The sequence below is a fragment of the Brachyspira pulli genome (genome assembly GCF_036997785.1).
GTDB classification, from domain to species: Bacteria; Spirochaetota; Brachyspiria; order Brachyspirales; family Brachyspiraceae; genus Brachyspira; species Brachyspira pulli.
On the sequence record NZ_JAWLQI010000008.1, the window covers coordinates 22,244 to 35,941 of the forward strand.

Consider the following 13,698-nt stretch of genomic DNA (forward strand, 5'->3'; position numbering starts at 1 on the left):
AAATCAAAATATTATTTTTTTTCTCTATTACTCTCTCTTCTTAACTCTTTTAATCTCTTTTTCTCATCTTTCATTCTTTGTTTTTCGGCTTTTCTTTCTAATCTCAATTTAGCTTTATCTACAACAGTTATTTTAGCCTTTTCTTTAGCAATATCTTCTTCTGTTTTTTCTGTTTTGAAAGAAATAACCAATTTATATAATTGTAAGAATATATATTGCAACTCTTTTATTCTTTTATCCATTGTCTGCATGTTATTACTGCTTGTTGCGGATAAATTAGAAACATTTTGTATAGAAGTAACAAGGTCTTTCATCTCACTTTCTGTAGCATTAACTACATTAACTACATCTTCTGCCAATTTATCAACACTTGAAATATTCTGTCTAACTGCTGAACTCATCTGCATTTGTTTAAGAGAAAGTTCCTGAACATCTTCTGTAATATTATTCAAGTTAGTGATATTCATTAATATTTCTCTTCTTCCTACATCAAGCTCATCATTAGCACCAGATATTGTAGCTATCAAATCAGCAAGAGTGCTAGAACCTTCCAAAATCTTTTCCATAGATTCTGAACTTCTAAATGCTAAAGAAACTGTATGATCTATAGCTTGAGTTGTTTCATTAATAATTTCATTAATGATTTTTGAGTTCTCACCAGTATCCTCTGCCAATTTTCTAATCTTATCAGCAACTACTGTAAATCCGCGTCCATGTTCTCCGGCATGTGCAGCTTCTATAGCAGCGTTCATTGCTAAAAGGTTAGTCTGCTCAGCAATACTATGTATAACTTGTGTAATATTTGTTATCTGTTTAGAATATTCTTTAATACTTTGAATAGAATCTACAACAGACTCACCTATATTGCTTCCGTCTTGTGCCTCTGTATAAAGTATCTTAGCATAATCATTAGCTTTAGCAGCTCCCTGGCTTACTGTAACAATATTTGCCATCATCTGCTGAACTGAACTACTTGTTTTAGAAACAGCTTCTGACTGTGATTTCATTTTATCATTAATTTCATTAATATTTTCTAATAATAATTGAACTGTTTCATTAACTGCTGTAAATCTAGTTCTTTGCATGAAACTTACCCTTGCAGCATTTGCAGAAGATTCAGCAATTTTACTAGAATTTTCAAGTTCTGTTTCAAACTCTTTATATATAGTACTAAAATCACTTATACTTATACTAATAGAAGCTCTCATGTTTTGAATGTTTCCTGTCAAAGTATAAGCATTGTTTTTTACGCTAACAATAATATTCTTTATTTTGTCCAAGAATTTATTGAATGAATGCACCAATTCTCCAGATTCATTATTACTAATAACCGGAAGTCTTATAGTTAAATCTCCTGCACCTTCACTCAAAGATTCTGAAACGTTTTTAGCAAATACTAAAGTCTTTCTTAAAGAAAGAATCAAAAGAAGAATTACAAATAGGAATGCTGCCAAACCTAAATATATTGTTATAGAAGACTTAATAATAGTTTCTCTAAACAATTTATTATCATAAGCATTCACATGTTCCCATACATTAAGCATATACAAATTAAATATGGAGTATTTTATAACAAATCTATTTGAATCTTTTAAATAAAGAACCTTTACATCGCTAATATTATTTCTATAACTATTATTTCTTACATCTTTTATTTCTTTAGCAAATTCAGCTTCGTCTAAATTCTTTTGAGTATCCGCCAATAATGCTGGATTATTTGAAGCTTTTATAGAATATAAATCATCTACTAAGAAAATATCTAAAACATTTTTAAGAGTTGCATCATTTATTATATCTTGATATACTGAACTTCTAACTTCTAAAGTAACAAAACCAATATTTTTACCGCTTATAATTATAGGATTATATATAAAAAATGTTTCAGCATTTTGTGGAATATCTATTAAAAAATTAGTATCTTGAGATAATCTTGTAAGGTTATTTCCAGAAATATTAGGTCTGAAATTAGTATTTATTGTAACTAAATTGTTAATATCATATCTCCAATTTAAAAGCAAATTATTCATATCTGTTTTATTAAGAGCTATATTAACAGTATCTAAATCATTAATAAATATTGATAATGTAGAAATATTGTGGTCATTAGCATATCTTGTACTTAAATATAATGATATATTCTCAATATAATCATTTAATGTATGAGTACTTCCATTTAATATATTCATATAAGTTGATACACTTTCTGTAATATTAGCATATCTACCAACACCATTATAGAAATTATTTATAAAATCATTAGCATAACCTTTTCTTGATATAACACTATATTCTCTATCGTAAATTATTTCAGATCTATAGTGCATACCATTAATTAATGTAACAATAAATATCATAGTAGCCATAGAAACAGGTAAAAAACTGTATACCATAGGTAAATAATATTCTTTTCTTCCGCTACTTTTATATAAAGGCTTAACTAAAATATTAAAGAATATAGATGCAACAGTCATGGCAATGGTAATCAAAAATATTACCATTATAAGACGTATATTAATTATTTCAAATAAAGTAACACTTCCATCTAATATATAAATTGTATATGATAAAATAGCAACTAAAACTACAGCAATACCAGATTTAATTACATATATTCTGCCTAATGGTATTGATTTTCCTTTTTCTACTTTTAAGCCATCAAAAAACAGACTCAATGCAGTAAATAAAGCTAAAAAAAGTATAAATATATATACATAACCTCTTAATGAACTTGTTTGTCTATAAATTGTTTTAAGTAAAATTGAATAAGAACCAACAGAAACAGAAGCTACAATAAGAAAACCTATTGGTATATAAAATTTTAACTTTCTTTTTAATTTATCTTCATTTACTTGAAAAATCATATAATACAACCTATTAAATATTTTGGTTATTAATTTAATTTTCGGTATAATAATCTCAATATTTAGAAAAATAGAATATCAATAAAATATGCTATTTTTCATATAATTATTAAATACCATTAATATTCAGCTATATAAGCTTATAAACTACAATAAAAATTATGAATTATTTTTAATAATAATTCAAATTACTAAATATTTTTACTTCTTTTTTTATTGCTTTCTTTTTTTAATTCTTTTAATCTTCTTTTTTTCTTCTTTCGATCTTCTTTTTTCTTCTTTTCTTTCTAATTTTAATTTAGCTTTATCTGCTCTGTTTCTTACTCTTTCTCTATCAATATCTTCCTCTGTTTTTTCTGTTTTGAAAGAAATAACCAATTTATATAATTGTAAGAATATATATTGCAACTCTTTTATTCTCTTATCCATAATTTCCATATTATTGCTGCTGGTTGTGGATAAATTAGAAACATTTTCTATAGAAGTAACAAGAGCCTTCATTTCGCTTTCTGTAGCATTAACTACATTAACTACATCTTCTGCTAATTTATCAACACTTGAAATATTTTGACTAACTGCTGAACTCATCTGCATTTGTTTAAGAGAAAGTTCCTGAACATCTTCTGTAATATTATTCAAGTTATTAATGTTCATTAATATTTCTCTTCTTCCTATATCAAGTTCATCATTGGCATTTGATATTGTAGCTATCAAATCAGCAAGATTATTAGAACCTTCCAAAATTTTACCCATAGATTCTGAACTTCTAAATGCTAAAGCTACTGTATGATCTATAGCTTGAGTTGTTTCTTCAATAATTTCATTAATGATTTTTGAGTTCTCACCAGTATCCTCTGCCAATTTTCTAATCTTATCAGCAACTACTGTAAATCCGCGTCCATGTTCTCCGGCATGTGCAGCTTCTATAGCGGCATTCATAGCCAAAAGGTTAGTTTGCTCAGCAATATTATGTATAACTTGAGTAATATTTGTTATCTGTTTAGAATACTCTTTAATATTTTGAATAGAACTTACTACAGATTCACCAAGCGTACTTCCATCTTGAGATTCTGTATAAAGAATTTTAGCATAATCATTAGCTTTAGTAGCACCATGGCTTACTGTAACAATATTTGCCATCATCTGCTGAACTGAACTGCTTGTTTTAGAAACAGACTCTGACTGCAATTTCATTTTATTATTGATATCATTTATATTTTCTAATAATAATTGAACTGTTTCATTAACTGCTGTAAATCTAGTTCTTTGCATGAAACTTACTCTAGCTGCATTTGATGAAGATTCAGCAATTTTATTAGAATTTTCAAGTTCTGTTTCAAACTCTTTATATATAGTACTAAAATCGCTCATACTTATACTAATAGAAGCTCTCATGTTTTGAATGTTTCCTGTCAAAGTATAAGCATTGTTTTTTACACTAACGATAATATTTCTTACTTTATCTAAGAATTTATTGAATGAATGCACCAATTCTCCAGATTCATTATTACTAACAACTGGAAGTCTTATAGTTAAATCTCCTTCACCTTCACTCAAAGATTCTGAAACAGCTCTAGCAAATACTAAAGTCTTTCTTAAAGAAAGTATCAAAATGAATATTACTATTAAAAATGATAACAATCCTAAATATATCGTTATAGATGAATTTATAATTGTATTTCTAAATAATTGGTTTCTATAAACATCATTATGATTCCAAGTATTTATAACATATAAATTATTAAATAAGAAATATTTAATAAGATATCTATTGGAATCTTTAATTTTAATAACTTTCAAATCAGTTATTTTATTTAAATAGTTATTATTTAATGGATCTTTTATTTCTGATCCTGTAACCAGATTATCCAAATCTCTTTGCATACCAGCTATTAAATCAGGATTATTTGAGGCTTTTATAGAATATGAACTATCTGCTATAAAAACATTTAAATTAGTTTTAATAACAGAATTATTTAATGCTTCAATATAAACTGAATTTTTAATATCTATACTTACAAAACCTATATTCCTATTATTAAACAAAATTGGAGTATAAATTGAAAATGCATCGGAATTGATATCCATATTTATTAAACTATTTGTTTCTGTTGCAAGTTTATAAATATTATCTCCAGAAACACTAGGATTAGCATTAGTATTAACAGTTATATCATTGTTAATATCATATCTCCAATTTAATAACAATTTATTAATGACATTAGTATTAATGTTAAGATTTTCTACATCACTAAAAAATAGCTGCAATGATACTACATTATAATCATTATCAGCATACATAACATTTAGGTATTTTGATAAAGTAATTAAATAATCATTAAAATTATAATTACGAGATGAAATAAAAGTAACATACTCTGATACATTTTGGGATAATTTAACATATTTTGAAATAGAATCTGATACATTATTAACTAAGTCATTTGCATAACCTTTTTTAACATTTATATCATATTCTCTGTCATATACTATTTCAGATCTGTAATGCATACCATTAACAAGAGTAACAATAAATATTACAGTAGCCATAGAAATAGGCAGGAAATTATATGCTATAGGAAGATAATACTCCACTTTTCCTGTTTTTTTATACAATGGTCCAACCAACAAGTTAAAAAACATAGAGGCAATAGACATAGCTATACTTATCAAAAATATAACCATTATAAGACGTATATTAAGCATTTCAAATACAGATATTCTGCCAAGATATATGTGAACACTATATGAGAAAACAGCAACTAAAACTACGGCTATTCCTGCTTTTACTACGAATACCTTACCTATAGCAAAAGATTTTCCCTTCTCTAATTTAACACAATCAAAGTAAATACTTATACAAAAAACAACTACCAAAACAAAGATAAATAAATATAAATAACTTACCAATGAACTTGATAATTGATAAACTGTTCTTAATAAAATAGAAAAAGTAGCTACCGAAACAATTCCTGTCACAAGAAAAAGGGCAGGCATATAAAATTTTAATCTTCTTTTTAGTGTTTCCTCGTTCGCCTTAAAATTCATATCATACAACCTATAAAAATTATATACTCTTTAAATCGTCGGTAAATACTTTTAATTATTTAGCAGTAATATATCAATTAGTCATAGTTTTAGCTTTAGAAACAGCTTCTTCTATAGAACCAACAAATCTGAAAGCTTGATCTGGCAAATCATCATAATCACCATTACAAATACCTTTAAAACTTCTTATAGTATCTTCTAATTTTACATATCTTCCTTGAAGTCCTGTAAACTGCTCTCCTACAAAGAAAGGCTGACTCAAGAATTGTTCTATTTTTCTAGCACGTGATGCTACTAATTTATCATCTTCAGAAAGCTCATCAGCACCCAATATAGCAATAATATCCTGTAAATCTTTATATCTTTGCAATATATGCTGTACTTTTCTTGCAACCTCATAATGTTCTCCACCTAAAATATTAGGGTCTAATATTCTGCTTGTTGAAGCAAGAGGGTCTACTGCAGGATATATACCTTTTTCACTAACTTCTCTTGATAATACTGTAGTAGCATCAAGGTGAGTAAATGCTGTAGCAGGAGCTGGGTCTGTAAGGTCGTCAGCAGGTACATAAACGGCCTGTATTGAAGTAATAGAACCGTTTTTAGTAGATGTAATTCTTTCCTGTAAAGCACCCATTTCTGTTGCCAATGTAGGCTGATATCCTACTGCTGAAGGCATACGTCCAAGTAATGCTGATACTTCACTTCCTGCCTGAGTAAATCTGAATATATTATCTATAAATAAAAGTACATCTAATCCAGCTGAATCTCTGAAATATTCTGCCATAGTTAATGCTGTTAAAGCTACTCTTAATCTAGCTCCAGGAGGCTCATTCATCTGTCCGTAAACAAGACAAGTTTTGTTAATAACTCCTGATTCTTTCATCTCACACCATAAGTCATTACCTTCTCTTGTTCTCTCTCCTACTCCGGCAAATACAGAATAACCGCCATGTTCGCTTGCTATATTGTGTATAAGTTCCATTATAAGAACTGTTTTACCTACTCCGGCACCTCCAAATAATCCTGTTTTACCGCCTTTAATATATGGTGCTAATAAATCTATTACTTTTATACCTGTTTCAAAAATTTCCAATTTAGGCTCTAAATTTTCAAATTTAGGAGGAGCAGCATGTATAGATCTATGCTCTTTTGCCTCTATAGGTTCTCCTTTATCAACTGTCTGACCTAATACATTAAATACTCTTCCTATAGTTTCTGTTCCAACCGGCACCATTATATGATTGCCGCTGTCAAATATATCATCGCCTCTTGATATACCGTCAGTAGATTCTAATGCTATGGCTCTAACTCTGCCGCCGCCTAAATGCTGCTGAACTTCACAAATTATATGTCTTTGAACACCTTCTATTTCTTTATCTATATAAAGTGCATTTAATATAGCAGGAAGATGTCCTTCTTCAAACTCAGCATCTAGGGTAGAACCTACAACCTGAACAACTTTACCTCTTTTTCCTTCCACCATAAAATATTCCTTATATTCTTGATTAAATTTAATTGCTTTTATTTTATATCTATTAAAAACTTATTCAAGTACCTTTATCATTTCTTTGTGAATTTTTTTATTGCTTGCAATATACTGTTTTTTAGAGAAAATATCATATTCTTTCATATTTATATTGCTTACTGTACCGCCAGCACGTTTTAATATTACAGTACCTGCACATACGTCCCAAGGAGAAAGCCCATACTCAAAAAATCCATCTGCTAATCCCTCTGCAACCATACAAATATCAAGAGCTGCTGAACCATCGCGTCTTAAGGCTAAAGTTCTTTTTACCATATTGGCAAAATCTACCATTCTGTCATGCAAAAAGTCATCATCTGTGCTTGCATTGTAATAAAAACCAGTTATTATCATAGATTCTATTAATTTATTTGTATCGCTTACTCTAATAACTTTTTTATTCTTATATGCTTTTGATTTTATATGTGCTTTATAAACTGTATCTGTTAAAGGAGCATATACAACTCCAAGTATAGGAACACCTTTATATGCAAGACCTATAGAAATACAATAAAAAGGATAACCATGTATAAAATTACTTGTACCATCTATAGGATCAACAACCCAAGTAAATCTTTTCTCATCTGATTTATCTGAAGCACTTGATTCTTCACCATAAAATCCAAATTTAGGATAACATTTTAACAAATATTCTCTAATTATTCTTTCATTTTCCAAATCAACTTCTGTAAATAAATCTGTTTTTCCTTTTTTAGACACTTTTCTAGGGCATCCGAAATATTTTAATGAATATTTACCAGCTTTTATAGCTATATGCTCTGCTGCCTTCAAACATTTATCAAGTTTTGCTTTAGGAAGCTCTTTTATTTCTTTTTGTATATTCATATATTCCATTTCTTTTTCTGATAAAGGCTGTTTAACCTCTTCTTTTTTTGAAGAAAAAGACTTCATAAATAATGTTACAATATCATCTATCATATATCATACTCCATTAAAATGCAGATATTATTTTTTGGTTTCTCTAAACAGTAAAATTGATGGATTTTCTTTCAACTTTTCACTAAATATCTTAAAATTATTTACTATTTCTGTTAAATTGGTTTGTAAAGTTGGATCTTTCATTACAGAACCTATAGCACCTTTTCCGCTTTCAATATCATTTATAACATAAGATAAATCTCTAGTTATATTGTTAATATGAGATAAACTGTCATTAACATTTGAAATAGCTTTTGTAATTGTTGCTTCATTTGTTCCTATAACATCAGCTATCATATCTATAGTTTGTGCCAAATTTGTTATTACTGAAGAAAACTGCTCAAAATTAAGGTCTTTTCCTATATCACCAATAGAACCCAAAGTAGTTTCTATACTAAACGGCTCAACACCTTTTAATACCGTTCCAGCTGGAATACTAGCCATACCTGTAGTAGTAGTTGAAGGAGGTGAAACCATTATATATTTTTCTCCCAATCCTAAACCAACTGTTTGTATTGAAAATTTTGTTCCTTCCGGTATTATAACTGTTTTATCTGTTATAAATAATGTTACTCTTATTGTTCCGTCAGGGTTAATACCTATTTTTTCAATAAAACCTATTTGTATTCCGCCGCCTCTATATGAAACTTTACCGTTTTCCTGTAAGTCACCAATGAAAACATAATCTACATATAGTCTGTAACCATCACCTTTCAATTTTATTTTACCTAATAATATTATAGCACCTACAAATATTATTAATGTAATAATAAAGAATATACCTAATTTAACTTTATTTTTCATAATAGTTTCCTTATCCTAAAAATTATATATAAACAACTTTAATCTTTTGGTCTAATACTTTCTATATCTTCGCCTTTTTTAGCAATACTGCTCATGAAGAAGAATTTCAAATGAGGATTTTCCGTTTCATGTAAATGATCAGGATCTCCTCCCTCAATAATTTGTCCTTTATAAAGCATAACAACTCTATCAGACATTCTAAATACACTTGTCATATCATGAGTTATAACGATACTTGTAACATTAAGGAGTTCCTGCATTTTTACGATTAAATCATCTATAACCCTAGACATAACTGGATCAAGTCCTGTTGTAGGTTCATCATAAAGTAATATTTCTGGGTCCATAGCAATAGCTCTTGCCAAACCAACACGTTTTTTCATACCTCCGGAAAGTTCTGAAGGCATTTTATGTTCTATATTAGGCATACCAACCATTTCAAGAACCTCAGCTACTTTAACTTTGATTCTATCTTCAGGCATATCTTTTTTTATTCTTCTAAGCCCAAAGCTGACATTCTCATATACATTTAATGAGTCAAATAAAGCAGCTCCTTGAAACACCATAGCGAATTTCTTACGTACTTCTGTAAGTTCATTATCAGATATTTTATTAATATCATGCCCATCTACTACTATAGTTCCAGAATCCGGCTGAAGCAACCCTATTAAATGTTTTATAAGTACACTTTTTCCGCAGCCTGAATTACCTATAACAGATAAGGTTTCTCCTCTGTTAACCTTCAAATTGACACCATTAAGTACTTTTTGCGGTCCAAATGTTTTATAAACATCTTTTAATTCTATAATTGTATCCATTTTTTATATAGTTACCCTCAAAAATTTCATACCTTTACTACTTTTTATTGTATAATCCCCTAAGCTAGCAGGTACCAATACAGTTTTTCCTATCTTCAAATCTACACTATTAACACTAGATTCTATTGTTCCGTCACCTTCTAAAACAATTATTATTTCAAAACTTTCTTCATTAGTTTTTGAAGAATAATCTCCATTGATAATATATTCTTCTGTTGTAAAATAATCATTAGTGAAGACTGTATTAATTTCTAGTGTATTAGTTTTTATTTTATTATTTTTACTAGATTTTAAGCTGAAAGCATTAATATTTTTTATAACATTAAATGAATCTTCAATATGAAGTTCTCTTGATTTTCCGTTCTTATCAACTCTATTCCAATCGTAAAGCCTATAAGTAACATCGCTAGGAGTTTGAATTTCAGCTATAATAACATTTCCTAATATAGCATGTATACAACCGCTTGGTATATAAAAAGCATCGCCTTTTTTAATATCAAAGTAATTGAACATATCTTCTATATTTTCTTTATTATCTATAGTCTTTTTTAAATCTTCCTTAGTTACATTTTCTTTAAGACCTATAAGAAGCTCAGCATCGCCGTAAGTATCCATTACATACCACATTTCATTTTTACCATGCTTATTATGTCTTTTATTAGCATATTCTTCATCTGGGTGAACTTGTATTGATAATTTATCCTTTGCATCTATCAATTTTATAAGCAATGGGAAATAATCTTCTTTATATTTAGTTCCTAACAATTTAGAACCATATTCTTTTACTAAATAAGATAAAGTTTTTCCTTTAAGCTCTCCATTAGATACAACATTATTATCATTAGGCAAATCACAAATTTCCCAACTTTCACCTATAGTTTTATCTTTATCAAATGGTTTTGAATATACTGTGGATAAAGAGTTTCCACCCCAAATAACTTCTTTTGATATCTCATTAAATTCTAGTAAATACATAGTCTAATTATATAAGATAAAATAAATAATTCAATATACTATAATTTAAAATATTCTTTTATCTTACTTTCTCCTATAATTTTTATTTTATTATTAAAAAGCAAATCGGCACAAATACCATTGCCATTTATAAGCCTTTTACTGAAAGTTCCGTCATATATTTCTCCAAAACCGCAAGAAGGACTTCTCTCTTTTAATATAGCATATTCAGCATTATATATTTTTGCTAATTTTAATGCTTCTTCAGATCCTTTTATAAATTCATTAGTAACATCTTCACCGCATTTATTAATAACTTTACCATCAATAATTTCTGAAGGCTCTCTTGGTGTTGTAAGCCCTCCTAACTGTTCAGGGCATATTGGTATAATATTATATCCTTTAGATATGAGTTTATGCAAATAACAATCTTCATTATCCTTTCCATCATATCTGCATTTTACACCAAGCAAACATGCACTAACTAATATATTCATAAAACATACTCTATTTTCAATTGTAACATTATATATTAAAATAATTTTATTTGTATAGAATATAAAAAATAATTTATCTATTATAAAAATAAATTGCATTAATGCTTAATAAATTTAATATTTTTATTAAAATGTACTTTTTTTGATTCTTTAACAGACAAAAAACGATTATAATATTCTATTCCTGCCTTAATTTGATTTATTATTTCATAGTATTTTTTTGATTCATCATAGCTTCCAATTTTTTTATATAAATCTGCTAAACGCTCTAATACATCTTTATATTTAGGATATACTTCTTTAATTTTTAAAAATACATCAATAGCTTTCTGATATTCACTATCATCAGTATAAACAATACCAATACAATATAAAATAGAAATATCATTAGGAAATAATTCTAAAGCTTTTTTCAATGTTTCCAAAGCATTTTGATATTCTCCATTATCATTATACGAAACTCCTAACCAATGCCATACCGAAACATTATTAGCATCTAATTTTATACATTTTTTTAATGCATTAATAGCATCATTATATTTTTTATTGTTATAAAAAGAAATACCAAGCCAATAATAACTATTAGAATAACAATCATTTAAATCTACCGCTTTTTTTAATGCTTCTATTGCTTCATCATACTGTTTATTATTATAATAAGAAGCACCAAGCCAATTCCAAACAAGATGATCATCAAACTTTAAATCAGCAGTTTTTTTAAATGCCTCTATAGCTTTATCATAATCTTTATTATTGTAATAAGAACAGCCAAGCCAGTACAAATTTTCCATATCAGCAGAATCTAATACTATTGTTTTTTCAAATGCATTTACAGCTTTATCATATTGTTTTTTACTATAATAAGAAATTCCTAACCAATGCCTAGCAAGCTTATCATCAGAATTTAATTCAACAAGTTTTAATAATACAGCTATAGCTTCATCATAACATTCCTTTTTACTATAAGATACACCAAGAAAATATAGTGATTTTAAATCATTTATATTGAATTCCAAATATTTTTTTAATGCATCTATTGCCTCATCATAATACTTAAGATTATGATAATAAACACCTATCCAATAATAACTTTCTATTTCATTAGGAAATAAACTCATAGCTTTCTTTATAATATTTAAAGCTTCTTCAAATTTACCTATTTCATTATACGAGCTTCCTAGCCATATCCAGCTTTGATAATAATTGAAATCCAATTCTATAGATTTTTTCAATGCATTAATAGCAAGCTCATAATCTTTATTTTTATGATAATTGCGTCCAAGATGAAACCAAGTAAACACATTATTTGATTCTAATTCTGATAATTTTTTTAATATTTCTGCTGCTTTATCAAATTCATTATTTCCAGAATAAGAAAGTCCGAGCCAATACATATTGTCTAAATAATTTGGATTTAACTCCATAGCTTTTTGAAATGCATTTATAGCTTCTTTATATTCCTGTTTCTCATAATATGCATTTCCAAGCCAATACCAATTATTCATATTACAAGGATTTAATGAAACAGTCTTTTGAAATAATTCTATAGATTTATCATATAAACTTTTTTTATAAAAAGTATATCCAAGCCAATAATATATACCTGCATTATTTAAATCCAATTCTTCTGCTTTTTCTAAAGATAATAAAGCATCATCATATTGACCATTCTTTGCATAAGAACTTCCAAGCCAGTACAAATTATCAATATCATCAGGAAGTAATTCACATGATTTTTTTAATGCATTTATTGATTTATCATACTCAAAATTTATATGATAAGAACAGCCTAGCCAATACCAATAAACACCATTATTGGGCTCCAAATCTATAGCTTTCAAGAAATATTTTATAGATTCTTTATATTGATTATCTTTATAATAAGAAAAACCAAGCATAAATATATAAAATGATTCATCAGTATATAAATCTTTTAATTTAATAAAAACTTCTATTGCTTTTTTATAATTACAATTAATTAAATATTTCTTTCCTAGATATAGTAATCTTCCATCCTTTAATTTATCAAACAAACTTATTTTATCTTCAAATTCTTTATAAATATTCAATATATCTTTCATTTATACTCATCTATTTATCATATATAAAAATTAATGATATTGAGTGTACATATTTTATAACCTTTGTCAATTATAAAACTGAACAAATACTGTTTAAATTTATAAATAAAGAATTAACTTGACAATAGTATTATATTAAATTATAATCTATAGAAATAAATATATTAA

The 13,698-nt window shown here is 27.3% G+C and carries 9 protein-coding genes; all 9 read right to left on the bottom strand.

All coding sequences use genetic code 11. The features are described 5' to 3' along the window. Positions 1-11 precede the first annotated feature (11 nt). The gene (locus R4K56_RS03265) at positions 12-2,861 is read right to left on the bottom strand and encodes a methyl-accepting chemotaxis protein (protein WP_335771818.1); all 2,850 of its coding nucleotides are present in this window, start codon (positions 2,859-2,861) and stop codon (positions 12-14) included. Positions 2,862-3,074: 213 nt separating this feature from the next. Next, positions 3,075-5,909 (bottom strand): methyl-accepting chemotaxis protein, encoded by a 2,835-nt coding sequence (locus R4K56_RS03270; RefSeq protein ID WP_335771817.1) that lies wholly within the window; start codon positions 5,907-5,909, stop codon positions 3,075-3,077. 73 nt (positions 5,910-5,982) lie between these two features. Then, the gene (gene atpD, locus R4K56_RS03275) at positions 5,983-7,395 is read right to left on the bottom strand and encodes a F0F1 ATP synthase subunit beta (RefSeq protein WP_335771816.1); all 1,413 of its coding nucleotides are present in this window, start codon (positions 7,393-7,395) and stop codon (positions 5,983-5,985) included. 60 nt (positions 7,396-7,455) lie between these two features. Continuing rightward, positions 7,456-8,376: an inositol monophosphatase family protein gene (locus tag R4K56_RS03280; protein ID WP_335771815.1), complete on the bottom strand. Its 921-nt coding sequence runs from the start codon at positions 8,374-8,376 to the stop codon at positions 7,456-7,458. Between the two features lie 27 nt (positions 8,377-8,403). Further along, on the bottom strand, positions 8,404-9,180 hold the full coding sequence (locus R4K56_RS03285) for an MlaD family protein (RefSeq protein WP_335771814.1): 777 nt from the start codon (positions 9,178-9,180) through the stop codon (positions 8,404-8,406). A gap of 38 nt (positions 9,181-9,218) precedes the next feature. Further along, the gene (locus tag R4K56_RS03290; protein WP_335757068.1) at positions 9,219-9,998 is read right to left on the bottom strand and encodes an ABC transporter ATP-binding protein; all 780 of its coding nucleotides are present in this window, start codon (positions 9,996-9,998) and stop codon (positions 9,219-9,221) included. 3 nt (positions 9,999-10,001) lie between these two features. Then, entirely contained in the window at positions 10,002-10,973 is a 972-nt protein-coding gene (locus R4K56_RS03295) for a type I phosphomannose isomerase catalytic subunit (protein ID WP_335771813.1), read from the bottom strand. Between the two features lie 38 nt (positions 10,974-11,011). Beyond that, entirely contained in the window at positions 11,012-11,449 is a 438-nt protein-coding gene (locus R4K56_RS03300) for a 2-thiouracil desulfurase family protein (protein WP_335771812.1), read from the bottom strand. A gap of 98 nt (positions 11,450-11,547) precedes the next feature. Further along, positions 11,548-13,530: a tetratricopeptide repeat protein gene (locus R4K56_RS03305; protein ID WP_335771811.1), complete on the bottom strand. Its 1,983-nt coding sequence runs from the start codon at positions 13,528-13,530 to the stop codon at positions 11,548-11,550. Positions 13,531-13,698 lie beyond the last annotated feature (168 nt).